We start from the raw sequence: 24,936 nt of genomic DNA on the forward strand, positions 1-24,936 counted from the left end.
CGTCGCGAGCTTGTTTTTTGTATCAACACAACTCTCACGCAAACGTTTGCGCAATGTGCGTGACAATTGAGATTGTTACTGGTATAAACCTCTCAAAATTTAGAAAACTCAATTCAGGAGAACACCATGGAACTGTCAGCATTGACTGCTGTTTCACCAGTAGACGGCCGTTACGGAAGTAAGACTATTGCACTACGCAGCATCTTTAGTGAATTTGGCCTACTAAAATACCGCTCTATCGTTGAAATTCGTTGGTTACAAAAGCTTGCACAAACTGATGCAATCGCAGAAGTACCAGCGTTCAGTGCAGAAGCTAACCAGTTTCTTGATGAACTAGCAGCTAACTTCAGTGAAGAAGACGCTCTGCGTATCAAAGAGATCGAACGCACGACAAACCACGACGTTAAAGCGGTTGAATACTTCTTGAAAGAGAAAGTAGCTGGCGTTCCTGAACTTCACGCAGTAAATGAATTCATTCACTTTGCATGTACTTCTGAAGACATCAATAACACATCTCACGCACTTATGCTTAAAGAAGCTCGTGACACTGTGATTCTTCCAGAAATCCGTAACGTAATTGATGCTATCAAAGCACTTGCGAACGAGTACCGTGATATTCCTCTATTGTCTCGTACACATGGTCAGCCAGCTTCTCCTTCTACTATGGGTAAAGAGATGGCTAACGTTGCGTACCGTATGGAACGTCAATTCAAGCAAATCGAAAACGTTGAGATCCTAGCGAAAATCAACGGCGCTGTAGGTAACTACAACGCACACCTTTCTGCATACCCAGAAGTTGAATGGCACAAGTTCAGCGAAGAGTTCATCACTGAATCTCTTGGCGTAACTTGGAACCCGTACACAACTCAAATCGAACCTCACGATTACATCGCTGAGCTATTCGATGCAATTGCTCGTTTCAACACGATCCTTCTTGACTTCGACCGTGACGTTTGGGGCTACATCGCTCTTGGTCACTTCAAGCAGAAGACTATTGCTGGCGAAATCGGCTCTTCTACTATGCCGCATAAAGTTAACCCAATTGACTTCGAAAACTCTGAAGGCAACCTTGGTCTAGCTAACGCAGTATTCAGCCACCTTGCACAAAAACTTCCAGTTTCTCGCTGGCAGCGTGACCTTACTGACTCTACGGTTCTTCGTAACCTAGGTGTGGGTGTTGGCTACGCAATCATTGCATACACTTCGACTCTGAAAGGTATTAGCAAGCTTGAAGTTAACCGTGCTGCGCTACTTGCTGAACTAGACAAGAACTGGGAAGTATTGGCTGAACCAGTACAAACAGTAATGCGTCGTTATGGCATCGAGAAGCCATACGAGAAGCTAAAAGAGCTAACTCGTGGTAAACGTGTAGATGGCGAAGGCATGCGTGCATTCATCGATGGTCTAGAGATCCCTGAAGACGAGAAAGTTCGCCTAAAAGAGATGACTCCAGCGAACTACATCGGTCAAGCAATCGAGCTAACTGACAAGCTGTAAGGTTCGAATTTCGAATCACAGAATAGACTAAGGCTTCCCATGTGGAAGCCTTTTTGTTGAGCGGAACAAAATGTATTGAGCACAAGAACCGCCAGCAAAATAATACAAAGCAAACCAGTATCATTGACCTACTCATCTTAATCCGTTCGATATAATCCATTCCATACCGTAACGCTTTATCACCAGTAACCCTCTATCACCAGACACATAACTCCCGGAGACTTACTCTCTTGAATGACAAGATACATTTGAAAGGCCTCCCGAAGGAAGCTTTTCAAATGTATCTTGTCGATTAGTGACAAAAGAATACGTAGCGATTACATGTTACGTAGAGACGCAATACGCTTATCTAACGGTGGATGGCTCATTAGTAGCTCAGTAAGAGACTTCTTACCGTTGATACCAAACGCCATCATAGAACCTTCTAGTTGTGGTTCGTGGCTCACCTTTAGACGCTCCAGAGCGGCAATCATCTTCTCTTTACCCACTAGGTTCGCTGCACCTGCATCGGCATGGAATTCACGATGACGGCTGTACCACATCGTAATGAAGCTTGCTAAGAAACCAAATACCAATTCCAACACCATAGACACACCGAAGTACACCATCATGTTGCTGCCGCCCTCTTCTTCGTTGTCATTCGACGCAACAATGTTAGCGATGAAACGAGATAAGAAGATAACGAACGTGTTCACAACACCCTGCATTAACGTCATGGTCACCATGTCTCCGTTCGCAATGTGGCTAACTTCATGTGCTAATACTGCTTCAGCTTCATCACGCGTCATGTTGTGTAGAAGACCTGTTGATACTGCGACCAATGAATCATCACGCTTAGCACCCGTCGCGAATGCATTGATGTCTGGCGAGTCGTAGATCGCCACTGTTGGCATACCAATACCAACTTGTTGAGATTGACGGCTTACCGTCTCCATCAACCAATGTTCTGTTTCGTTACGTGGGCTTTCAATGACCATGCCGCCTACTGAGCGTAGTGCCATTTTCTTTGACATCATTAATGAAATGAATGAACCGCCAAAACCAAATACTGCAGCCATTAACAACAAGCCTGAAAGGCTTCCTGGTTGCATACCTGTAACTGCATATACAATATTAAGAACAACACTTAGTACCAATACAACCGCAAGGTTGGTTGCAAGGAACAACATTACTCGCTTCATTACTTATCTCCGCATGAAAGCTATTTTTATAAAACTTATTGTTATAGGCAAGGCAGACAGCAATTGATTCCAGCCTTGAAGACTTATACTTACTTATACATATAGTCTTAGATTAAGAAAACAAGGTTAAGCATTAAATTGCAACATTTGATTACGAGATTGTAGCCGCGTTAATTATGGTCTATTAGACCTAAGTCGTATGGTGTCGATATAACAATCCGTTTACAGTGACTTCAGATGATTTATTGGCTAGTCCATGTACAAAAAGGGAACGATCATGGTTGAAGGTACTAACACTCAAATGGCTATCGATTTACTGTGCTGTCACCTAGGGATTACTGAAGAAGAAGCGAAAAAGCAGATTGGAATTCTAACACCGCAAACGGCTCAGGCAGAAATCACAGAAACACAGCAAGCGCTAATGGGACTAACAAAAGAACATTGATCCTAAGCTTGCTTATGTAACAGACCAATTGTTTATAAACCAATGGTCAAAGGCTTAACAGAGAAAAAGGGCTGCAATCGCAGCCCTTTTCTTGTTTGACGTATAACTTGAGATTTAAAGATCAAGTAGTGGTTGAACATTAATGTACTTACCAATGTTCTTTGACTTCGCTTTTGGTACGTAAGGAATTTCACCTAACTTCGGTGCACCTAGCTTATCCTCAAGCATCGCAATAATATCAGCATAATGTTCAGTGCCTGGATTAATACGGTTCGCTACCCAACCTACTAGATTTAGGCCGTCAGCACGAATCGCTTCTGCCGTTAATAGAGCATGGCTCAAACAACCCAGTTTAATACCTACAGTCAAAACCACTGGAAGCTGTTCTTTTTTAACCCAGCTAGACAGATATTCGTCGTCTGAAACCGGAACACGCCAACCACCAGCACCTTCAACTAGAACGATATCAGAATTTTGCTTATGCGCTTCAAGCTTCGCTGATAATATCGCTGTATCAATCACTACGCCGTCATGCTTTGCCGCGATGTGAGGCGATGACGGTAGCAATAACGCATATGGATTCACGTCTTCGTAAGCAATATCTTGCGTTGCCGCTTCTTGAAGGTGCAATGCATCACTATTACGCAACCCTTCTGGGTATTGCTCGCTTCCGGCAGCAACTGGCTTATAGCCAATTGTTGATAAATCTTGCGCGGCTAAAGCTTGAAGAATCGCTTTTGAAACCACAGTCTTTCCAACTTCGGTATCCGTACCTGCAATGAATAATGCATCAATCATAATTGAATAACCCCTAAACAAACTTGATATGTTGCTGGCAAGAAACCTTGATGGTTTTTAAACTCTCGATATTCCCGTTCAACGAGCTGCAACATGCGGCGACTTGTTAAACCTTGTGAGCGACCACTTACGTGATTAGCGCCGATACCTTTAAGGTCGCGCATCAGTTCAAACGCAGTGTCGTACCAAACGGTGATGGTGGGCAAGTCTAGTTGATGAGCCGTACAGCTAGATTGCGCTAACGCAATTTTTACCTGATTGATTGTAATAAAATGGTTAACGTGTTGATGTGTGTCAATTTTAGACCATGATTTTTCTAACTCAAACAGTGACCCATAAAGCAAAGTTGAGAAAATCACAGACCCACCAGCCGCAGTGACACGCTTCATCTCTTTCAAAGGCGACGACAAGTCGTCACACCATTGCAACGCAAGGCTAGAGAAAACGATGTCAAAACCCCCATCTTCAAACGGTAATTGTTCGGCATCGGCTTGTTGGTATAAAGAGACAGATGCGCCACAACGTTTTTCTGCTGTTTCCAACATTCCAACAGAAAGATCAGCGCATACTACTTCGGCCCCTCGTTTTACAAGTTGCTCTGAGAAATAACCAGTCCCACAACCTAAATCGAGCACCTTTAACCCTGATAGATCACTCGGTAACTTATCCAGTAGTCGGTGGCCGACATCTCGCTGAAACTCAGCGTGTTTGTCATAGGTTGTTGCTGCGTTTCCGAAGGCTTTGGCAATCGCACTTTTGTCTTGGCCTACGTAATTATTCACTACTGCTTCTTGTGACATTTACTGAGCCTCTTTATTTGATTCTAAGCTTGGATCGATGCCCGATTCACTGCTTCGGTCAATTGCCTGATGCAACGACCTGGTTAACTGATGAATCTGATCCTCACTGTGATTCGCCGTTAAGGTAATACGCAAACGAGCTGTCCCTTTCGGAACGGTTGGCGGCCTTATCGCCGTTACCCAAACTTGTTTACGCTTTAATTCTTCAGCAACAGACAGTGCCGCCTGTGCTTCACCGATTACAAACGGCTTAATCGGAGTCTGAGTATCTATAAAACCTTTCACGCCACTCATCTCCTCCGCATAGATCGCACCTAGCTTCATGAGCTTCTCTCGACGCCACTCTTGCGTCTGAATCATCTGACACGCATGAGACAAAGCCACTGCTTGTGAAGGTGGCATCGCCGTCGAGTACACATGATGACGAGCAAACTGAGTTAAGTAATCACCCACTTCTAACGAACAAAGAATCGCAGCACCAGAAAGGCCAAATGCTTTGCCAAAGGTCACCACCAAAATATCCGGTGAGATTTGTGCTGCACTGCAACTCCCAGCCCCTTTATCACCTAATACGCCGATACCGTGGGCATCATCAACCACCAACCAACTGTCGTATTGATGAGTCAGGTTAAAGATCTGGCTGAGAGGCGCTTGATCGCCATCCATGCTGAAAACGCCCTCAGTCACGACCAAGGATTGTGGAGATTGGCTTAGTAGAGACTCTAGATGCTGCGTGTCGTTGCGCTTAAAGCGTTTCATGGTTGCAGGTGAAAGCATCCCCGCTTCCATTAAAGAGGCGTGGTTAAGTTTGTCTTGCAACAGAGAGTCGTCTTTTTCGAGCAGAGAAAACAACAAAGCTTGATTAGCGCTGAAACCAGAACTAAAGAGTATGGCTCGTTCAAATCCAAGCCATTCACACAGCTGAGCCTCTAAATTTAGATGAGCAGGACTAAAACCTGTGACCAATGGCGATGCCGCACTGCCGGCACCATATTGGGAAAGTCCGGTTTGCCATGCATCGACCAGTTCAGGATCGTTTGCCAAGCCTAAATAGTCATTACTCGAAAAATTAATGAAGTTAGAACCTTCACTATTAAGCAAAGGGCTATTGCTGTTTTCGAGTACCTTAAGTTGACGAGTTAGCCCTTGCTCGCGACGATGAGCAAGGGCACTTTTGATGCGAGATTTAAACAGTGGCATCGTAGAACATGTCATCTTTCGTTGGACGAGCAGCAACGCGCTCCACCACTTGATCTAACAGTTCATTTTCTTGAATTTCGTCAGGCTTTTGAGCCACCTGTTGGCTATTGATACCCAACTTCTTAAACAACTGCATATCCGTGTCTTCGTCTGGGTTTGGCGTAGTAAGTAACTTACAGCCGTAGAAGATAGAATTTGCACCCGCCATGAAACACATCGCTTGCATCTGTTCATTCATGTTCTCACGACCTGCAGATAGACGAACCGCAGACATTGGCATCATGATGCGAGCAATCGCAATAAGCTTAATGAAGTCAAAAGACTCAACATCATCAACGTTTTCCATCGGTGTGCCTTTCACTTTTACGAGCATGTTGATTGGCACACTCTCAGGGTGTACTGGAAGGTTAGCCAGTTCTACAAGTAGACCCGCACGATCATTGGTGCTTTCACCCATACCAATAATACCACCAGAACAGATCTTCATACCGGCATCACGCACGTGAGATAATGTATCTAAACGATCTTGGTAAGTACGAGTAGTAATGATGCTGCCGTAGAACTCCGGAGAAGTATCAAGGTTGTGGTTGTAGTAATCCAGACCGGCATCCGCTAACTCGCCAGCTTGATCGGGCGTTAGCATACCTAGCGTCATACAGGTTTCTAGGCCCATGCCTTTCACACCTTTGATCATGTCAGTTAGGTGAGGCATATCGCGTTCTTTCGGATTTTTCCATGCCGCGCCCATACAGAAACGAGTCGAACCCGCGTTTTTGGCTTTTTGCGCCGCATCCAAAACACGCTCGACTTCCATTAAGCGTTCTTTGTCGACATCCGTTCGGTAGTGAGCACTTTGAGGGCAGTATTTACAGTCTTCAGGACAAGCACCGGTTTTAATCGATAGAAGCGTACTCACCTGCACGTGGTTGTGCTCTTGGTACTGTCTATGAACCACTTGAGCTTCAAACATTAAATCCATAAACGGTTTTTCAAGCAGTGCTCTTACTTCAGCAACTGTCCAGTCATGACGAACTTCCACGTGTCGATCCTTTTTATTATTTGATATTACATCTCTATCAATAGAGATTGTATTTATGCTTGGATAGTCTACCGACAAGCTTTAGACTGTCAACACATTGATAATATAAAAAGTTTACATGTGGTTACTTTTAAACCACAAAAAATGGGAGTTACTATGGATCTCGCCTTTGATCGCCAGCATATCTGGCATCCCTACACATCAACGTTAACACCTCTGACCTGCTATCCAGTCACCAATGCAGACGGTGTTTACCTAGAATTAGAAGGTGGAAAACGCATTGTTGATGGCATGTCATCTTGGTGGTCAACCATCCATGGCTACAACCACCCAGCATTAAATGCAGCCGCTCACAGCCAAATCGATAAAGTTTCACACGTTATGTTCGGTGGTATCACCCACCAACCCGCTATCGATCTATGTAAAAAGCTTTTGAATCTCGCGCCAAATAATCTTGAACATGTATTCTTGGCCGACTCTGGCTCGGTAGCCGTGGAAGTTAGCCTAAAAATGGCACTGCAGTATTGGCACGCTAAAGGGCAACCTCGTTCAAAGTTTCTCACGCTAAGAGATGGCTACCATGGCGATACCTTTGCAGCGATGTCAGTCACTGACCCAGCTAACTCAATGCATAGCCTTTACAAAGGTTTTTTGCCTGAACACATTTTTGCAGACTCTCCGAAAACAGGTTTTTGGGATCAATGGAATGCGAGCGACACAAACAGCTTTCGAGAAAAGCTAGCCGCACACCACCAAGAAGTTGCTGCCGTGATCTTAGAGCCAATCGTTCAAGGTGCTGGCGGTATGCGTATCTACCATCCTGAATTTCTGAGACAGGTTCGCTTGCTGTGTGATGAATTCAACGTATTACTTATCTTGGATGAGATTGCGACCGGATTTGGCCGTACAGGGAAACTTTTTGCTTGCGAACATGCCGATATTCAACCGGATATCTTATGTGTAGGTAAGGCGCTAACTGGTGGCTACATGACCCTTTCAGCAACGCTTGCGAGTAAAGAAGTTGCTGACACAGTATGTGGCGGTGAAGCGCGTTGTTTTATGCACGGTCCAACATTTATGGGTAACCCATTAGCTTGCGCGGTAGGTGCGGCAAGCTTGTCCATCATAGAGCAAGGCGATTGGCAAAATCAGACTCAACAAATTGAACAACTTTTCTCTGAGTTGCTACCGCCTTTGCGAGAGTATGATCTTGTCAAAGATGTTCGCTGGTTGGGAGCGATTGGCGTTGTTGAAACCCATACACCTGTCGATATGGAAACCATCCAAGCTCACTTTGTTGAACAAGGGGTTTGGATTCGTCCATTTGGTAAGTTGATTTATATGATGCCTCCCTTCATTAGCAAGCCTGAGCACATCGAGAAACTTGTTTCCGCTATTAATTGCGCATTAAAAGATCGCCACTGCTTTAAATAGAAGACAAAGCTATTACCTCTCCTTACTGGTTCATTTGCTATCTGCAATATTGAAGTTAAGGAGAGGCCGGTTCATTATTATCGACAATAGAGAACGACCGCCTTCTAACGAAGTTGGCTGTCTTTACTTGCTCTGCGATTGAACAATGAGTGACGATACGCAACGTGTTCAAACATGGACTGGCATCCAATACAGAAACGCACGCCTTTAATTGCTAGCCGTCTCTTTTCTGATATCTCATCACCGCACTCGTCACAATAATGCAAGCTTTCCCCACTTTGAATGTTCCCTCTTACACGAGAGAACTCATCATCAATGGTATTTTGAATTTGCTGACTGACGCTATCGTCACCTGCCAATCCTACGGCCATAAGTCCTCCTCTGTATTTGCATGAGAAAATTTGTACCTACCGCGGTAGGAGCGCATTATAACCATTTTTTAGTGGTGTAATAATAACCTAAATTAGAGAAACGCTATTACAAATGAGTAATGAAATTGACCCTCGACTCACTGCTTTCCGGTGTAACAGATAATAAAAAAACCCAGCCGATTGACTGGGTTTTCGTATAACAGTTTTACTGATTAACCGATGTGCGTTACGCCGCCCATGTATGGCTGAAGTACTGCTGGGATAGCAATACGGCCATCTGCTTCTTGGTTGTTCTCAAGAATAGCAACCATAGTACGACCAACAGCAAGACCAGAACCGTTAAGTGTGTGTACAAGTTCAGGTTTCTTCTCGCCTTTACGACGGAAACGAGCTTGCATACGACGTGCTTGGAAATCCCACATGTTTGAACAAGAAGAAATTTCGCGGTAAGTCTCTTGCGCTGGAACCCAGACTTCTAAGTCGTAAGTTTTCGCAGAACCGAAGCCCATGTCACCAGTACATAGAATCACTTTACGGTAAGGAAGCTCTAGAAGTTGAAGTACTTTCTCAGCGTGACCTGTTAGCTCTTCAAGCGCTGCCATTGAGTCTTCTGGCTTAGTGATTTGTACTAATTCAACTTTGTCGAATTGGTGCATACGGATAAGACCACGAGTGTCACGACCGTAAGAACCCGCCTCAGAACGGAAACATGGTGTGTGAGCTGTCATCTTAAGTGGCAGTTCGGCTTCATCAGTAATCGTGTCACGAACCATGTTCGTTACCGGTACTTCCGCAGTTGGGATAAGCGATAGAGTCTTAAGAGGCACGTCACTTACTTGCTCAGTTAGCGGGCTTGTGTGGAACAAGTCTTCGCCGAACTTAGGAAGCTGACCAGTACCGTAAAGGCTATCGTGGTTCACTAGGTACGGTACGTACATTTCTGTGTAGCCGTGCTCATCAGTGTGAAGATCAAGCATGAACTGAGCAATAGCACGGTGTAGGCGTGCGAATTTTCCTTTCATCACGATGAAACGAGAACCCGAGATTTTTACTGCGCTAGCAAAATCAAGACCGCCAGACATTTCGCCAAGATCTACATGATCTTTCACTTCGAAGTCGTAAGTCTTAGGTTGACCCCAACGAGAAACTTCTACGTTGTCATCTTCATCTTTACCATCTGGCACTTCTGCATCAGGTAGGTTAGGAATAGACATTGTGATCGTTTCTAGCTCAGATTGAAGATCAGCCAATGCTACTTTAGCTTGGTCTAGTTCTGCGCCTAAGTTGCCTACTTCTGCAAGGATACGCTCAGCTTCTTCATGGTCGCCTTTTGCTTTCGCTTGACCAATGGACTTCGATCGAGAGTTACGTAACGCTTGTAGCTCTTCAGTTTTCATCTGAAGGGACTTACGTTTTTCTTCAAGTTCACGAATTGTCTCTACATCAAGGGTGAAGCCTCGACGTGCTAATTTTGCCGCTGTTTCATCCAGCTCAGCTCGAAGTAATTTAGAATCCAGCATTGCTAATCCTATGCTTTAGTTATTTGAATATTCAGTAGATTGCTACTGAATCACTGCTAAACCCCTAAAACTGGTGCTATTTCAACCAATTTATAACGATTTAATTGAATTTTTATGACTAGGTAACGATATCCAAAAAAGACTACTTTTCATAGCGTTTTTGTGGGCTTTTTGCGTCCAAATCCGCCAGATAATCTAGCTTCTCGCCAATTTTTGTCTCTAAGCCTCGTTTTGTTGGGAAATAGTATTGCTTCTCTCCCATTTCAGGAGGCAGATACTTTTCACCAGCCGCGTAGGCTCCTGGTTCGTCATGAGCATAACGGTATTCTTGCCCATAGCCCATGTCCTTCATCAAAGTTGTAGGTGCATTTCGCAAATGATGAGGGACTTCATATTCAGGAAGGTTGTGAGCATCTGCTAGAGCTTGCTTCCAAGCAGTGTAAACAGCGTTACTCTTTGGTGCACACGCAAGATAAACTACCGCCTGCGCAATAGCACGTTCCCCTTCTGCTGGGCCAATGCGAGTGAAACAATCCCAAGCCGACATTGCGACCTGCATTGCTCTTGGATCAGCATTGCCAATATCTTCAGAAGCAATCGCCAGCAAACGCCTTACGATATACAAAGGGTCACAACCCGCTGCAATCATTCTTGCTGACCAATACAAAGCCGCGTCAGGGTTTGAGCCACGAATCGATTTATGAACAGCGGAGATCAAGTCGTACCAAATATCACCCTTGTTATCGAAACGAGCAACCTTCTCGCCAGCCACTTCAGCTAACAACTGCAACGTTATCGCTTTCTCGCCTTTATCGTTGTCTTCTGCCATGTCATATAAAAGCTCAAGATAGTTGAGCGACATGCGTGCATCACCGTTGACCAGTTCAGCAAGGCGATCTAATACATTATCAGCAAAATTGGCCGACATATCACCTAACCCACGCTGTTTATCTTCGATAGCTTGGCGAATGACAAGGGAGATATCATCTGTATTCAGCGAAGTCAGTTTGTAAACACGCGCACGCGACAACAAAGCGTTGTTCAATTCAAAAGAAGGGTTTTCAGTCGTCGCGCCAATAAAGGTTACAGTGCCATCTTCAATATGCGGCAGAAAGGCATCTTGCTGGCTTTTGTTAAAGCGATGGACTTCGTCCACGAACAGGATAGTTCTGCGTCCTGCTTGCTTGTTCTCACGCGCTTTTTCAATGGCGATACGAATGTCTTTTACACCCGAGGTTACTGCCGATACGCGTTCAACCTCTGCGTTAGCATAGTTTGCTGCTACTTCCGCTAACGTGGTTTTACCGGTGCCAGGAGGCCCCCACAAAACCATCGAGTGGATATGGCCCGCTTCCAATGCCCTGCGAAGCGGTTTACCTGGACCTAATATATGCTGCTGACCTATGTACTGTTCGACAGTTTCAGGCCTCATACGAGCAGCAAGGGGACGAAAATCTTCGTCCCCTGCAAAATCTAAGCTGTAATTACTCAATTGCAATCTCTTGATTCATTGATGGCATCAATGCCTATCGACATGCTACCAAACGATCTGCGGTCTAGATCAGTTTCTTTGGTCGTCGACCTCGACACCTTCCGGCGCCACAAAAGTAAAGCGGTCTGCTGCAGGTTTACCTAAGTCGACGTTGCTAAAGGTAAACTCACCTTTCTGACCATCTTGTTCAATCACATTAAAGCCCTGAACAATGCCTTTTTCGTTGATATTAATCTGGAAGTCACCCTGATTCGAGTCGACTGCCGTTGGTGTTAGTGTAAATTGATTACCCGACTGCGCTACGTTGTAGTTATCCCAATCGCTTTCTTGGTTACGTGTCAGCAGCACAAAAGGTGTTTGCGATGTTGCTTGTTCTTGCCAGTAAATACTCACTTGCTCAATGAATGGGCTGTAATACCACAAGCTTTGACCGTCAGATACCAGTAGGTTTTCATCAGGGAAAGTGGTTTCCCAACGGAATAAGCTTGGGCGTGCAATCTCTACCGTGCCCTCACCTTCCATAACGACATCACCATCAGGGCTCGTCACGACTTGTTTAAAGTCAGCGCTAAAACCTGCGTTCAATGCTAAGCGACTACTCAGTTCTTCTTTCGGAGAAGCCAACACTGAGAAACTCATAAATAGAAGTGCGAATACTTTTTTCATCAATAATCCTGTTAGAACATACGTCGGTCATATTTTCGATTTGACCGACTTAATGGGTATAAGTTCATAGGGCGTGTTGACCTTTCGTGGTTGAATTTTGTTCGGATGGGGACGCCTAGTCAAAAGCGTTTTAATCGCGGCGAGGGGGAAGTAGCCTAGTCATTCTAAGCAAATCTCCCTCAACAAAGAGTAAAACGCTTTTTGCGGGGGCGCCCAGCTCGAACCCTTCGGGCAGCGTTTGCTGGTCATTTCTACTACGTTATCGCCTTCTCATGTAGGCTAGCTACACATCAAAGCCTCTGCCTTGTATAAATACCCAGCAACTCGCTGCAAAAAACAGCTCGAAAGATCTACACGCCCTAGTAGAACTAATCTTTTGGTGGAGCTGGTGCCAAGACTTCTCTGTTACCGTTATGTCCAGGAGCACTGACGATACCTTGAGCTTCAAGTTGCTCGACAATTCTTGCTGCACGGTTGTAGCCAATCTTAAATCGACGTTGGACACCAGAAACTGAACCACGACGCGAATGGACCACATGTTCAACAACTTGGTCAAACAAAGGGTCGACTTCTTCATCGCCTTCCATTTTCTCACCTGGCAGCAAAGTTTCAGGCGTCTGTTCACCGTTAGTGATCTCATCAATATAGTTTGGCTTACCGCGTGCTTTCCAGTTATTCACGACTGCATGTACATCATCATCAGATGCAAAGGCACCGTGTACACGAGTTGTATGACTAGAACCCGGAGGCAAGTACAGCATATCACCCATACCCAATAGTGACTCGGCACCACCTTGATCAAGGATAGTTCTTGAATCCGTTTTGGTTGATACCGTAAAGGCCACACGCGTTGGGATGTTAGCTTTGATAAGACCGGTAATAACATCCACTGATGGACGTTGAGTCGCTAAGATCAAGTGGACGCCAGCCGCACGTGCCTTCTGCGCCAAACGAGCAATAAGTTCTTCAACTTTCTTACCAACGACCATAATTAGGTCGGCAAATTCATCGACGATAACCACAATGTAAGGCAACTTCTCTAGCAATGGCGCTTCAGGATCCATGCTGTCACCCGGTTTCCACAGTGGGTCATGGATTGGATGACCCGCTTCCGCGGCCATCTTCAATTTGTCGTTGTAGCCTTTAATGTTACGAACACCAAGTGCTGACATCAATTTATAACGACGTTCCATTTCGCCTACACACCAACGAAGGGCATTAGACGCATCTTTCATGTCGGTTACCACTTCAGACAACAGATGAGGGATACCTTCGTAAACCGATAGTTCAAGCATTTTCGGGTCAATCATAATGAAACGAACATCTTCAGGTGATGCTTTGTATAGCATACTCAAGATCATCACGTTCACACCTACCGATTTACCAGAGCCGGTTGTACCTGCAACCAGAACATGTGGCATCTTAGACAGATCAGCAATAACCGCTTCACCTGCGATGTCTTGTCCTAGAACGACTGTCGTTGGTGATTTTGCTTCTTGGAACTGAGGGCTCGCAACCACATCAGAGAAGAATACCGTTTGACGACTCATGTTTGGCAGTTCTAAGCCAACATAAGGTTTACCCGGGATTACCTCTACGACACGCACTGCCAAAGCAGACAATGAACGCGCTAAGTCCATAGATAGACCAGAGATACGGCTCACTTTTACACCAGGGGCAAGGTCGAGCTCAAATCGGGTGATCACTGGGCCAGGGAAAATATCAACGACTTCGGCTTTAATCTTGTAATCGGCAAGTTTAGACTCAACAAGACGAGCAATGGCTTCTAGCGCATCACGATCAATAAAGGTTTCACGCTTTTCAGGGTGGAACAGTAATTCAAGCGTCGGCAATGGCTCTGCAGGTTTCGGCAAGTTAACATCTTGTTGAACTAAAAACGGGTTTTGTGTCGCCGCGATATTCGCTTGGGCTTCAGAAACAAGGTTTTGGAATGCCGCGACATCTTGGTCTTGATGTACAGGTTCTTCTTCTGTTACCTCTTCCCAAGGAAGATCAACAACTGGTGCTTGGTTCTGCTCAGTCGTTTGCGTCAGCTCTTGTTCATAAGATGACGGAGCAAGTGGCCCTTCATCATTATCAATAGGTTCAGCGTCTAGCTCTGAATTAGGTTCAAAGCTTTGCTCTTCCGTTGTCTCGAAAGGCGCTGAGAATTCTTGTGGTGTTTCTTCTATTTCACCCATTGGCGAAGCGTATAGAGATTCTGGTTGAACATCTTCCGCATCGAACTCGTTATTTACTTCTGGTGAGCTATCCATTACTGGTTCTACACTGTCAACAACCGTTTCAGTAGGATGAACTGCTGGTTGCTCTTCCTGCATGTATTGCTGATACGCGATCTGAGATTCATGCGCGTCAACCTGATCCTGTTCTGCGAGGTCATCTTCATACATAGCCGCATTTTCTAGCTGCTCTATCGTTGCATTCAACTGCTTAGAACGCTCAACACCTTCTTCTAAAGTCTCCTCTGGCGCTTGGTAAACAGGAGCTACAGAGATCGGTTGTGCTGTAGCACTTTCGTTTTGAATGGATGCTTGCTCATGGGTAGAATCGTCTTGCTTCTTCACTGCCTCTAAAGGCATGTGAATATTGTACTGGCGCTTCTGTGGCACAGCATTATCAATGGTATTGCTCGCCGCTCCTGAAGATTCAGCCGTTGCAGAGAAGCTCATGGTTGGATCAAGGGAGTCTTGTTCTGCTTCTTTACTCTGTTCTTCAGCACTGTCTTCTATAGCGGGTAAATCTCGATAATTTGGCTGCTTATGACGATCTTCCAATCGTTCTCGGTCGGCAGATTCTTTCAGTTCAGGTTCGAGCAACTCTTGATCTTGTCCACGAACTTTGTTTACAGCAGACGTAAAGAATTTAATTGCACCTTCACCCAACCATTCAACAATGCTTAACCAAGAAATCCCCGTTAGCAGAGTAAAGCCAGCTCCCCATAAGAAAAGCAGAACCAATGTACTGCCAAGAACGTTTAACGTTGGAAGCGCAAGACTCGACAATACGTCACCCACTACGCCACCTGACGAAAAGTACCAAATATCGTCAAAGTTGATATCCGCTAGGCCACAACTCGTAAGAATAAGAACCGTAAGACCAAGTAAGCGAGTACCCCACAGCATAAAATCAATCTGTTCGTCTTCATTGCGCTTACGGAACAGTACCCACGCAGTCACCGTCACCAATATAGGTAATGGGTAAGCCAGAGAACCAAACACAAAGAAAAGTGTATCAGCCAACCATGCACCTACATAGCCACCGGCATTTTGAATGTCACCACCCCATGCAGTTTGCGACCATGATGGGTCAGCTGGGCTGAAAGTTAATAACGCAACGGCAAGTAGAATAGAGAAGAGAACGCCCAGAATCAGGCTGCACTCTCTAAGACGTTGAGAACCATTTAAACGAGGAGACTGAGGCTCTTCACTCGTTTTAATGATTGTTTCTACTTTATTACTGCTCTGCTTGAACATAAACCAACTTAATAATTGAACGAGATGAAAATGTCGCGAGCAGCTCGAGCCACTCGTTCCAATGAAACTACTGTTGATTTAACCATATCAAACAGAAAAACCCAATTCCAGAAAGCAAGAAAGCGGAACAAATGTCCGCTTTCTTTCATTTCACCAATTGTGATTAACGAGTTTTAATCACAAGTTGATTAGTTTGTTTCACTTCTTCCATTACAACGTAAGTTCGAGTGTCGTTTACGCCTGGTAGACGCAGTAACGTATCACCGAGCAACTTACGGTAAGCACCCATATCCGATACACGTGTTTTTAGAAGATAGTCAAAATCACCCGACACTAAATGACACTCTTGGATGTCATCTAGTTTCTGAACAGCGGTGTTGAATTGTTCGAACACATCTGGAGCACCACGGTTCAACGTAATTTCAACAAACACTAAAAGTGAAGCATCAAGGTACTGTGGGTTCAGCAACGCTGTATACCCAGTAATGTAACCTTGACGTTCTAAACGACGAACACGTTCAAGACATGGAGTTGGAGAAAGTCCTACTCGTTTTGAGAGTTCAACGTTTGAGATACGACCGTCTTTTTGCAACTCATTAAGAATGTTGCGGTCAATACGATCTAGTTCCTTGGACGGCTTCTTATAATTGTCTGCCATTTTTTATTCCACCTTATTACTTCCTTGCAAAAAAATATACTACAACTTTTTAATATTCAGTATCAAATTTTATTTAAACATATCTATACTAGATATTAATTCGACAGAATTACCCTACGCATAGATAAAACAACCAAATTATATTGAGGAGTCAGGATGATCATTGGCGTACCGAAGGAAATCAAGAACCACGAATACCGCGTTGGTATGACCCCAGCTAGCGTGAGAGAGCTAATCTCACACAGCCACCAAGTTTTTGTAGAAACCAATGCCGGTAATGGTATCGGTTTTTCAGACGATGATTACATCGCTGTAGGCGCATCCATTCTTCCTACTGCTGCTGACGTTTTCGCGAAAGCAGAGATGATTGTAAAGGTTAAAGAACCCCAAGCTGTCGAGCGAGCTATGCTTCGCGAAGGGCAAATATTATTTACTTATTTACACCTTGCACCAGATTTTCCACAAACTGAAGAGCTTATCAAGAGCAAAGCTGTCTGTGTAGCCTACGAGACTGTAACAGATAATATGGGTCGCTTGCCACTATTAGCACCAATGTCTGAAGTCGCTGGTCGCATGTCTATTCAAGCTGGTGCACAAACGTTAGAGAAGTCTAACGGTGGTTGTGGTCTTCTTCTTGGCGGCGTTCCTGGTGTAGAACCAGCAAAAGTTGTTGTTGTTGGCGGTGGTGTTGTAGGTGCTAACGCTGCACGTATGGCTGTTGGCCTTCGCGCTGATGTAACCATTCTTGACCGCAACGTGGATACGCTTCGTCGCCTAGATGAAGAATTCCAAGGTCGTGCAAAAGTGGTTTATTCTACAGAAGACGCTATTGAGAAGCATGTTCTAGCAGCAGACCTAGTGATTGGTGCAGTACTAATTCCTGGTGCAGCAGCACCTAAATTGGTAACTAAAGACCACATCGCAAAAATGAAACCTGGCTCTGCAGTTGTTGACGTTGCGATCGACCAAGGCGGTTGTTTCGAAACTTCACACGCGACGACTCACGCTGACCCGACTTACATTGTTGATGACGTAGTTCACTACTGTGTTGCTAACATGCCAGGTGCAGTTGCTCGTACTTCTACTTACGCGCTAAACAATGCAACACTTCCTTACATTGTTAAGTTAGCGAACAAAGGCTACCGCGAAGCACTTCTATCTGATGAAGGCTTCCTAGAAGGTCTAAACGTAATCCACGGTAAAGTAACTTGTAAAGAAGTTGCAGAAAGCTTTGACCTAGAGTACGTAGACCCAGCTGAAGCAATCGCAATGTTTAACTAATGATGTAATGGCTAACTGAACGCAATAATCTTCTCGTTGAAGCGTTCAGTTAACTCATACACATTAAACAAAAAGCCAGTACGACATGATGTCGCACTGGCTTTTTTATTTATGATTTTATTTGCATTAATGAATTACAATCGTAAAAACACGTAACAGTACCACACACAGTTAGCGATCGAACTTAACTCCATGAATCAATAGGTTTCTTGGTGTAATACTGCGTTCACAAAACTCTTCAATCGAAGCTTCATAGCCTTGTTCTTGTAGATAGATGGCTCGATCTAAGGCCAACCATATCTCTAATGGTCGTCTGAAAACTTGTTGAACTAAACTCAGCTTTTCCATTTCCCAAAAAAGCGCTTCACCTTGCTCTAAATATAAACCAAAGTTGATACCTGCACCGAGTGACATGCCTTTCACTTCAGACGCCCAACCACAAAATGACTCAAAGCCTTCAGATAACTCTGATTTTTTGATACTTGGTATGGGGATGTATTCGTCGATACCGAGTTCAGCTTTAAGCAATTGGCAAAAACCTAGTCGATAGCTCATCTCCAGCTGACGATGCCTCTTTACTCTCTCACCACCCGTCACCGCTTCTTGAAGTGGGATTCTTAAATCGCTCTTGCTTAAGGTCAAAGCAGAGCTTCTCGCAACACAAGACATCGCTTGATAAACATCTTCTCTAATCAGATGGTAACAGCAAGGTGAAATAGTCACGGCTGGCAATCCATGAAAAACAGATTTCTTGACTAACTCAACGTGGAGATCACCACACGCGTGAAGTGCAACAGCATGTTGGTCTATATTAAACACTTCTTCTGCGTCTTCTGTAAATGCATCCCCCTGAACAAAGGTCATATCTAGTTGCTGAGCGTCAGCAATAGCTTGCCCGCTCTCACACAAAGATTGTTGCCATTCAAAACTGGTGACTTTTTGTTTCGATTGTTGAGACAAGATTCGCCCAAGAAAACCTTTACCAGAACACCATTCCAACCACTCTTTCCCATAATGGTTCTCAAGCACAGCTTCTCCCATCGAAACAATTTGTTGCAACTTTCTTCCAGGAATACCATCTCCAGTACCGCGAGCAAGCTTTAACCCGGCAAGTGTCGCTCTATCAAACTGGATATTTTGGTTAACGGAATATAATTGAGGGAGGAAAAGAGTCAATTCATCGGCCACTAGCTGAGGCTGCTCTTTCAACGTTTGAATGCGCTGAATACTCAAGCCTTCTAACCAATCAACAAGAGGACGATTCACATTGCGCCATGGTGTTTGCTGAGTTCGACATAGATGGAAGGGATCTGAACGCCAATAAATTTGGTGCTCTAACAAAAATGAGTCGAGTATTTTAAATCGTGAATGCATGCTTCCCCCTATGATGGGTGGATTGTAGGGGGTAGAGGCCGAAATAGAAAGGCACTATATGAGATGCGGCGCAAAGAGAGGCAGTGTAAAGAAAAGTTATCGAGATGCGAACGTTTGGGGATGACACATAATTAAAACAAAAATCGGCCTGATAACAGACCGATTTAAAATTTAGAAATGCTTCCGAGCTTCTAGTCTTGTAATGTTCTAATCACTATCTCACCGGCAGATCGATATCCTTAAACATCTCTTCGATCTCATCATTCGATTTTAAAGAGATAGCTTGTTCAACAACAGGTCGAGTTAAATGCGGGGCGAAACGCTCCATGAAATCAAACATGTACGAACGCAGAAAAGTGCCCTTTCTAAAGCCAATGCTTGTGGTGCTTGCACCAAACAAATGACTAGCATCAATAGCGACCAGGTCAGTATCTTGTTCTTGGTCGATGGCCATACTTGCAATGACACCGACACCGATCCCCATACGTACATAAGTTTTAATAACGTCGGCATCAGTTGCTGTAAACACAACGCGAGGTGTTAAACCGACTTTATTGAAAGCGGTATCTAACTCAGAACGCCCCGTAAAACCAAATACGTAAGTCACTAGAGAGTAGGCCGCAAGATCTTCTATCGTAATATTTCGCTTTTGTGCCAGAGGATGGTCTTTAGTCACGACGATTGAACGATTCCAGTGATAACACGGCAGCATAATCGCATCTTGATAGAGGTGAAGGGCCTCCGTTGCGATAGCAAAATTCGCCGTCCCCTTAGCGACAGCTTCTGACATTTGGCTAGGCGTGCCTTGGTGCATGTGAAGTGACACTTTTGGATAGCGCGCGGTAAAGCCCTTGATCACATCAGGGAGTGCATAGCGAGCTTGAGTATGCGTAGTCGAAATGTTCAATGTGCCCATCTCAGGATGAGTATGCTCACCCGCTACTGCTTTAATACTCTCAACACGAGCCAAGATCTCTTGTGAGATGCGAATGATATCTTCGCCAGCTTGAGTTACCTGCGTTAAATGCTTACCGCTACGCTCAAAAATCTGAATACCTAGTTCATCTTCTAGCAATCGAACTTGCTTACTGATACCAGGTTGAGATGTGTATAAACTCTCTGCCGTTGCAGAAACATTTAGGTTATGGTTAACAACCTCAACAATGTACTTCAGTTGCTGTAACTTCATATCTAACCTCGTAATCCTTTACTCATTTCTGTGCTAACTTATTTGCAAAGAGAGCGTTATAGTCTTGTGTAATATAATTAATAGTTATAACGCTTCAAGCACAAAAATGACAGAAAAATTGAGCTTTTAGACACTAACAAACATAAATATCACTAACGCTTTGCAACCCACTCCTCATTCTCATACATTAGTAGGTAAGTTTTGATTGCCGATTTCGCTCAACAAGAGATAATCAGAAATTGCAATTTACGAGTGCAGATACACAATGGAATCGTGTATCCTCTCCAGTTAGCTATAGAAAATAACAAGCAGACACAAATATATGAATATTGGTTTAATAATCACCTTAGTAGCCGTTCTTTTGGTGTTGGTTTTAGGCTACAACATCATGCTTCAATACAAAGTTAAGGTAGAGACAGCGAAGAAACAGGAAGCTTCTCGTTATCTAACCATTATTGATGGAACAGAAGAATTGATTGGCAACGCTCATCACATGCCTTTTAGCCAAGATCTTCTTGTATGCTTAAACAATCGAATTCTTGATGCATTAGAAAACATGTATCAACTCGACCCTAAAAATAAGCAACTGGCTCAACGAATCGAAAGCGTAAAACAACAAATCACTCAGCTTAAGGAAAACTACCAAGGTGGCGAAAGCACAGCTTTCCGAGTACCAAGTAGTGATAAGCAAGCGATAATGATGCTGAAGCTTGTTAAACGCCTACGTGATACAGTGCGCAACGAACACAACAAAGGCCGTTTTGAAACGCAAGCTTATGTCGTAGAAAACGCTCGCTTAGAAACCATTCAGATCCGCATCAATATCGAGAACGTTATCAAGCGTGCAAATGACTCAATATCTCGCGGACAGCCGGGTACGGCCATTCAGTTACTGCGAAAAGGCATTGATGCACTAGCAACGAAAAACGATTCATACTCGAATCAAGCAAAAGAAAAGCTTCAACAGATGCTTAACGATCTTGACCAGAAACGCCAAGACAAAAACGCACAAGATTTACAACAAATGGAATCTAAAGAGCGTGACGACGATATGGATGCTCTATTTGGTCAGAAGAAGAAATGGTAATCGTCTAACCCAAACAAGAAAAGGCCGCCATATTTACTTAAATAGGCGGTCTTTTTGTACCAAATGAATTTCCTTTCTCTGTATAGGGAGTTCTAGTGAGCTGTGATAAAATCCCGCATTATCAACAAACTTGCCCCTACCATGTATCAAGAACTATTAGCTCCAATTAACTCCTTTCTTAAAGCTGAAACGCCAGATTCATGGATCGATGAAGCCAAAAAGCCAGAAAATCTGCACATCATTCTACGCGATCACATGCTTTGTGAGCTTAAAGCGGCTCAAAGCGCTCTGTTCCTTATCCGCAAGTACGCGGTTGATAAAGAGAGTGCCAAGCAACTGAATGAATGGATCTTGCCATACGAGCAGTTTGCTTACCGCCGTATTGGAGACCTAGAGTCACTTCGTGGTAAGAGCAACGTATCCAAACAAATCACAGCGAAAGAAGGGTGTAACTACGGTGCTGACCTGATCGACAAAATGGTGCTGTTGATTAAAGAAGAACTGCATCACTTCTATCAAGTGATGGAATTGATGGAAAAGAAAGGCGTTACTTATCAACCGATTGAAGCAGGTCGTTATGCGAAAGGTTTGATCAAGCAAGTTAAAACTTACGAGCCAGATGCTCTGGTTGATAAACTGATCATCGGTGCGTTTATTGAGGCTCGTTCATGTGAACGCTTCGCTAAGTTAGCTCCTTTCTTAGAAGAAGACATGGAAAAATTTTATGTGTCTCTACTTCGTTCAGAAGCTCGCCACTACCAAGACTACCTTGAGCTAGCAGAACAGATCGCAGGGAAAGATATTTCAGAGCGTATTGCCCACTTCGCTCAAGTGGAAGCTGACCTTATTACTTCAGAAGACAGTGATTTCAAATTCCATAGTGGCACTCCGGTTTAAAAGTAAGCCAATCTAGCCCAAACAAATTCTGTTTCTCAAAAACAAACAAGAAGGCCAGCAATTTGCTGGCCTTCTTTATTCGTATCGCTAACTATAAGAGAAACTTAAGCTAGAGTACCGTTAATCTCAGCAAGAACCGCTGCAGGGTCTGGAGCTTGAGTAATTGGACGACCGATAACAAGATAGTCAGACCCTGACTCAATCGCTTTAGAAGGCGTCATAATACGCTTCTGGTCACCAACATCAGCGCCTACAGGACGAATACCTGGAGTCACTAACTTGAACTCCTGACCAAGAGTGCCTTTCAACAAAGAAGCCTCTTGTGCAGAACATACAACACCGTCTAAACCTGAGTTTTTCGTCAGAGAAGCCAAACGCATAACTTGTTGTTGTGGTTCAAGATCCAAACCAATACCCGCCAAATCAGATTGCTCCATGCTGGTTAGTACCGTCACCCCGATTAGCAATGGACGTTCTTTACCATATGGTTCTAAGATCTCACGCGAAGCGGTCATCATACGTTCGCCGCCACTGGCGTGTACATTAACCATCCATACGCCTAATTCAGCGGCGGCACGAACGGCTTTTGAGCATGTGTTCGGGATATCGTGGAACTTTAGGTCTAAGAAGACTGAAAAACCACGTTTATGCAATTCACGAACAAATTCAGGGCCAAACAAGGTAAACATCTCTTTGCCGACTTTTAAGCGGCAAGATGCTGGGTCAATACGATCAACAAAGGCTAACGCATCCGCTTGGTTGTCATAATCCAAGGCTACAATGATTTTTTGGTCGTTCATTTCATCTCCTAACGCAGTTAACTTTCTACAAAATATTTACTCACCTACACATAGCGGGTGATAAATAACAGTCATAAAAATGCAGCCCGAAAGCTGCAATTAAAAATTTGGTCTTAAAATGACCACAAATCTATTCACCATCAAGCCCACGAATAGGCTTGATCGTCCCCCACCCTTTACATGAAGGACAGTGCCAATACATTGAGTGTGTTGAGAAACCACATTGGCGGCAACGGTAATGAGGCTTAACTTTAAGCTGCTCACCAACCATTGATTGAAGCGTGGTTAAGCTATCTTTCGCTCGACCTTCTTCTGCTTCTGCTAGGTGATAATCAATTAATCGATAGAAGCCTTTCATGGTTGGGTTTTTAACAAGCTGCTTGGTGAGTAGCTCTTGAGCAGAGCCAACATCTTCATGGTGAGCAACTAATTGAGCAAGCATCAATTCCGCAGATACGCCGGCTTTCTTTTGGATACACGCTTTAAGGAATTCGACCAGTTGAGCTTCTTGTCCAAGCTTGTGGTAACACTCAGCAAGGGTTGGCAACACCTCACTAATGAAATCGATATCTTGCTCGAGTACCGATTCCAGACAGTCTATTGTCTTTTGGTAGTCTTCGTTAGCTAAATGGAATTTGCCTAAAGCAATACTAGCACGGACACATTTGGGGTCTTCGGAAAGTGCCTTTTTAAAATGCTGAAGCGCTTTAGAGCGATTGCCATCAGCTTGTTCTTGCATCGCAAGTTCACACCAGAAGTGCGCAACAGTCGCACGCATCTTCATCTTTTTCTTACCGAGCTTAACTAGAATATTTCCATAATGGATAGCCTTGTTCCACTCGCGAGTTTGTTGGTAGATAGCAACCAATTGCTGTAAAGCACCCTCTTTATGATCGGGTTCTTCTACAAGTTGTTCAAAGATTTTTTCGGCGCGATCAAGAAAGCCAGAGACCATATAGTCTTTAGCTAACTGTTGTAAGGCGAGGTTTTTCTGATCGAGAGTAAGCCCCGAACGTGAGATAAGATTTTGGTGGATACGAATAGCGCGGTCAACTTCACCTCTTGAACGGAACAGATTACCCAAGGCCAAATGAGTATCAATGGTCTCATTATCTACCTGAAGTAGTTCAATAAAGTGGTCAACGGCTTTATCAGATTGATCCGACAGTAATAGGTTCAAACCCGTCACATATTGACGGGATATCTGGTGTGATTGTTTCTGTTTTTCTTGCTGAGCATTACGATTACCCATATACCAACCGTAAGCGGCAGCAATAGGTAAAAGTAAGAACAGTAACTCTAACATCAAATAAGACCTTTAAGCTTTGGTATCAGCAGCTACCTGCTTTGATTGCTTATTGAGTTGTTTCTTCAAACGATGAATTTTCAGTTGAGATCGCATATGCATATTGCCGAAGACTAACCAAGCAAGACCAAAACCTGAAACGAAGACCACACCTAGTAAGCTTGATAGGTGGAAGTCACCTTGCGCTAGCAGATAGTTAAAGTTCACCGTCGTTTGGTTTTGAGAGCCTAAAGCCAGTGCAATTAGGAAAAGTGCGATAACGGCGACTATTTTTATAATTTTCATAGTTCATCACTCATTGGTTAGTTAGCTGTACGATTATGCAGGAAAATTACTAATCAGACCACCATATTATGGTCATAAAAAAGCGGCATACATTATAGTATGCCGCTTTTCTTAATTCCGAT

At 44.1% G+C, this 24,936-nt stretch carries 22 protein-coding genes; 6 read left to right on the top strand and 16 right to left on the bottom strand.

Going from position 1 to position 24,936, the window contains the following annotated elements; all coding sequences use genetic code 11:
• Window positions 1–126 precede the first annotated feature (126 nt).
• A complete protein-coding gene (gene purB, locus OCW38_RS09460) occupies window positions 127–1,497 on the top strand; it encodes an adenylosuccinate lyase (RefSeq protein WP_016768562.1) in 1,371 nt (456 codons plus the stop codon).
• A gap of 317 nt (window positions 1,498–1,814) precedes the next feature.
• Here purB and htpX read toward each other — a convergent pair whose 3' ends face one another.
• Window positions 1,815–2,678: a protease HtpX gene (gene htpX / locus OCW38_RS09465; protein WP_010439977.1), complete on the bottom strand. Its 864-nt coding sequence runs from the start codon at window positions 2,676–2,678 to the stop codon at window positions 1,815–1,817.
• A 277-nt stretch (window positions 2,679–2,955) separates the two neighbouring features.
• On the opposite strand from htpX, the gene OCW38_RS09470 reads away from it, so the two are divergent.
• Window positions 2,956–3,123, top strand: coding sequence for a hypothetical protein (locus OCW38_RS09470; RefSeq protein WP_010439975.1), 168 nt, complete (start codon window positions 2,956–2,958; stop codon window positions 3,121–3,123).
• Window positions 3,124–3,237: 114 nt separating this feature from the next.
• On the opposite strand, the gene bioD is transcribed toward OCW38_RS09470, so the two are convergent.
• From bioD to bioB, 4 genes are read right to left on the bottom strand one after another with little or no spacing between them, the layout of a single operon-like run.
• A complete protein-coding gene (bioD, locus tag OCW38_RS09475) occupies window positions 3,238–3,921 on the bottom strand; it encodes a dethiobiotin synthase (protein ID WP_010439972.1) in 684 nt (227 codons plus the stop codon).
• Window positions 3,918–4,721: a malonyl-ACP O-methyltransferase BioC gene (gene bioC, locus OCW38_RS09480; protein ID WP_261893825.1), complete on the bottom strand. Its 804-nt coding sequence runs from the start codon at window positions 4,719–4,721 to the stop codon at window positions 3,918–3,920. Before bioC ends, bioD begins: the two co-directional genes overlap by 4 nt.
• Window positions 4,722–5,921 (bottom strand): 8-amino-7-oxononanoate synthase, encoded by a 1,200-nt coding sequence (gene bioF / locus OCW38_RS09485; RefSeq protein ID WP_261893827.1) that lies wholly within the window; start codon window positions 5,919–5,921, stop codon window positions 4,722–4,724.
• A complete protein-coding gene (bioB, locus tag OCW38_RS09490) occupies window positions 5,908–6,960 on the bottom strand; it encodes a biotin synthase BioB (RefSeq protein ID WP_010439965.1) in 1,053 nt (350 codons plus the stop codon). The genes bioF and bioB overlap by 14 nt, the downstream gene beginning before the upstream one ends.
• A gap of 156 nt (window positions 6,961–7,116) precedes the next feature.
• Between bioB and bioA the strand changes: the two genes are divergently transcribed.
• Entirely contained in the window at window positions 7,117–8,394 is a 1,278-nt protein-coding gene (gene bioA, locus OCW38_RS09495; RefSeq protein WP_261893830.1) for an adenosylmethionine--8-amino-7-oxononanoate transaminase, read from the top strand.
• 104 nt (window positions 8,395–8,498) lie between these two features.
• On the opposite strand, the gene OCW38_RS09500 is transcribed toward bioA, so the two are convergent.
• The 6 genes from OCW38_RS09500 to lrp all read right to left on the bottom strand — a co-directional run bounded on the left by OCW38_RS09500 (window position 8,499) and on the right by lrp (window position 16,595).
• Window positions 8,499–8,765, bottom strand: coding sequence for a DksA/TraR family C4-type zinc finger protein (locus OCW38_RS09500; protein ID WP_010439962.1), 267 nt, complete (start codon window positions 8,763–8,765; stop codon window positions 8,499–8,501).
• A 212-nt stretch (window positions 8,766–8,977) separates the two neighbouring features.
• Window positions 8,978–10,285 carry a serine--tRNA ligase gene (gene serS, locus OCW38_RS09505; protein WP_010439959.1) on the bottom strand — a complete coding sequence of 436 codons (1,308 nt, stop codon included), beginning with the start codon at window positions 10,283–10,285 and terminating at the stop codon, window positions 8,978–8,980.
• A 142-nt stretch (window positions 10,286–10,427) separates the two neighbouring features.
• On the bottom strand, window positions 10,428–11,783 hold the full coding sequence (locus OCW38_RS09510; protein ID WP_016768557.1) for a replication-associated recombination protein A: 1,356 nt from the start codon (window positions 11,781–11,783) through the stop codon (window positions 10,428–10,430).
• A gap of 63 nt (window positions 11,784–11,846) precedes the next feature.
• Window positions 11,847–12,443, bottom strand: coding sequence for an outer membrane lipoprotein chaperone LolA (gene lolA, locus OCW38_RS09515; RefSeq protein ID WP_010439952.1), 597 nt, complete (start codon window positions 12,441–12,443; stop codon window positions 11,847–11,849).
• A 368-nt stretch (window positions 12,444–12,811) separates the two neighbouring features.
• On the bottom strand, window positions 12,812–15,937 hold the full coding sequence (locus OCW38_RS09520) for a DNA translocase FtsK (RefSeq protein WP_261893834.1): 3,126 nt from the start codon (window positions 15,935–15,937) through the stop codon (window positions 12,812–12,814).
• Window positions 15,938–16,100: 163 nt separating this feature from the next.
• Window positions 16,101–16,595 (bottom strand): leucine-responsive transcriptional regulator Lrp, encoded by a 495-nt coding sequence (gene lrp / locus OCW38_RS09525; protein ID WP_004734558.1) that lies wholly within the window; start codon window positions 16,593–16,595, stop codon window positions 16,101–16,103.
• A gap of 156 nt (window positions 16,596–16,751) precedes the next feature.
• On the opposite strand from lrp, the gene ald reads away from it, so the two are divergent.
• Window positions 16,752–17,876 (top strand): alanine dehydrogenase, encoded by a 1,125-nt coding sequence (gene ald, locus OCW38_RS09530; protein ID WP_010439944.1) that lies wholly within the window; start codon window positions 16,752–16,754, stop codon window positions 17,874–17,876.
• A gap of 171 nt (window positions 17,877–18,047) precedes the next feature.
• Here ald and OCW38_RS09535 read toward each other — a convergent pair whose 3' ends face one another.
• Window positions 18,048–19,250 (bottom strand): SAM-dependent methyltransferase, encoded by a 1,203-nt coding sequence (locus OCW38_RS09535; RefSeq protein ID WP_261893837.1) that lies wholly within the window; start codon window positions 19,248–19,250, stop codon window positions 18,048–18,050.
• Window positions 19,251–19,464: 214 nt separating this feature from the next.
• The gene (cysB, locus tag OCW38_RS09540) at window positions 19,465–20,439 is read right to left on the bottom strand and encodes an HTH-type transcriptional regulator CysB (protein ID WP_010439939.1); all 975 of its coding nucleotides are present in this window, start codon (window positions 20,437–20,439) and stop codon (window positions 19,465–19,467) included.
• A 322-nt stretch (window positions 20,440–20,761) separates the two neighbouring features.
• On the opposite strand from cysB, the gene OCW38_RS09545 reads away from it, so the two are divergent.
• Together OCW38_RS09545 and miaE are read left to right on the top strand one after the other, a co-directional pair.
• Window positions 20,762–21,526 (top strand): hypothetical protein, encoded by a 765-nt coding sequence (locus tag OCW38_RS09545; protein WP_010439937.1) that lies wholly within the window; start codon window positions 20,762–20,764, stop codon window positions 21,524–21,526.
• Window positions 21,527–21,628: 102 nt separating this feature from the next.
• Complete coding sequence (gene miaE, locus OCW38_RS09550) at window positions 21,629–22,423, top strand: tRNA isopentenyl-2-thiomethyl-A-37 hydroxylase MiaE (RefSeq protein WP_277815638.1); 795 nt, start codon at window positions 21,629–21,631, stop codon at window positions 22,421–22,423.
• 104 nt (window positions 22,424–22,527) lie between these two features.
• Here miaE and pyrF read toward each other — a convergent pair whose 3' ends face one another.
• From pyrF to OCW38_RS09565, 3 genes are all read right to left on the bottom strand, one after another.
• The gene (pyrF, locus tag OCW38_RS09555; RefSeq protein ID WP_016769334.1) at window positions 22,528–23,223 is read right to left on the bottom strand and encodes an orotidine-5'-phosphate decarboxylase; all 696 of its coding nucleotides are present in this window, start codon (window positions 23,221–23,223) and stop codon (window positions 22,528–22,530) included.
• Window positions 23,224–23,353: 130 nt separating this feature from the next.
• Window positions 23,354–24,529 (bottom strand): lipopolysaccharide assembly protein LapB, encoded by a 1,176-nt coding sequence (gene lapB / locus OCW38_RS09560; protein WP_016769333.1) that lies wholly within the window; start codon window positions 24,527–24,529, stop codon window positions 23,354–23,356.
• 12 nt (window positions 24,530–24,541) lie between these two features.
• Window positions 24,542–24,814 carry a LapA family protein gene (locus OCW38_RS09565; RefSeq protein WP_010439925.1) on the bottom strand — a complete coding sequence of 91 codons (273 nt, stop codon included), beginning with the start codon at window positions 24,812–24,814 and terminating at the stop codon, window positions 24,542–24,544.
• Window positions 24,815–24,936: the final 122 nt, after the last annotated feature.

This window comes from Vibrio cyclitrophicus (assembly GCF_024347435.1).
Taxonomy (GTDB): domain Bacteria; phylum Pseudomonadota; class Gammaproteobacteria; order Enterobacterales; family Vibrionaceae; genus Vibrio; species Vibrio cyclitrophicus.

Excerpts from the sequence above, each read along its gene's own strand:
- OCW38_RS09535 (WP_261893837.1), bottom strand. The coding sequence starts at position 19,250 with ATGCATTCACGATTTAAAATACTCGACTCATTTTTGTTAGAGCACCAA.
- bioF (WP_261893827.1), bottom strand. The coding sequence starts at position 5,921 with ATGCCACTGTTTAAATCTCGCATCAAAAGTGCCCTTGCTCATCGTCGC.
- cysB (WP_010439939.1), bottom strand. The coding sequence starts at position 20,439 with ATGAAGTTACAGCAACTGAAGTACATTGTTGAGGTTGTTAACCATAAC.
- bioC (WP_261893825.1), bottom strand. The coding sequence starts at position 4,721 with ATGTCACAAGAAGCAGTAGTGAATAATTACGTAGGCCAAGACAAAAGT.
- lrp (WP_004734558.1), bottom strand. The coding sequence starts at position 16,595 with ATGGCAGACAATTATAAGAAGCCGTCCAAGGAACTAGATCGTATTGAC.
- purB (WP_016768562.1), top strand. The coding sequence starts at position 127 with ATGGAACTGTCAGCATTGACTGCTGTTTCACCAGTAGACGGCCGTTAC.
- pyrF (WP_016769334.1), bottom strand. The coding sequence starts at position 23,223 with ATGAACGACCAAAAAATCATTGTAGCCTTGGATTATGACAACCAAGCG.
- serS (WP_010439959.1), bottom strand. The coding sequence starts at position 10,285 with ATGCTGGATTCTAAATTACTTCGAGCTGAGCTGGATGAAACAGCGGCA.
- htpX (WP_010439977.1), bottom strand. The coding sequence starts at position 2,678 with ATGAAGCGAGTAATGTTGTTCCTTGCAACCAACCTTGCGGTTGTATTG.
- bioD (WP_010439972.1), bottom strand. The coding sequence starts at position 3,921 with ATGATTGATGCATTATTCATTGCAGGTACGGATACCGAAGTTGGAAAG.
- OCW38_RS09500 (WP_010439962.1), bottom strand. The coding sequence starts at position 8,765 with ATGGCCGTAGGATTGGCAGGTGACGATAGCGTCAGTCAGCAAATTCAA.
- bioA (WP_261893830.1), top strand. The coding sequence starts at position 7,117 with ATGGATCTCGCCTTTGATCGCCAGCATATCTGGCATCCCTACACATCA.
- OCW38_RS09545 (WP_010439937.1), top strand. The coding sequence starts at position 20,762 with ATGAATATTGGTTTAATAATCACCTTAGTAGCCGTTCTTTTGGTGTTG.
- lolA (WP_010439952.1), bottom strand. The coding sequence starts at position 12,443 with ATGAAAAAAGTATTCGCACTTCTATTTATGAGTTTCTCAGTGTTGGCT.
- lapB (WP_016769333.1), bottom strand. The coding sequence starts at position 24,529 with ATGTTAGAGTTACTGTTCTTACTTTTACCTATTGCTGCCGCTTACGGT.
- ald (WP_010439944.1), top strand. The coding sequence starts at position 16,752 with ATGATCATTGGCGTACCGAAGGAAATCAAGAACCACGAATACCGCGTT.
- OCW38_RS09565 (WP_010439925.1), bottom strand. The coding sequence starts at position 24,814 with ATGAAAATTATAAAAATAGTCGCCGTTATCGCACTTTTCCTAATTGCA.
- OCW38_RS09470 (WP_010439975.1), top strand. The coding sequence starts at position 2,956 with ATGGTTGAAGGTACTAACACTCAAATGGCTATCGATTTACTGTGCTGT.
- OCW38_RS09520 (WP_261893834.1), bottom strand. The coding sequence starts at position 15,937 with ATGTTCAAGCAGAGCAGTAATAAAGTAGAAACAATCATTAAAACGAGT.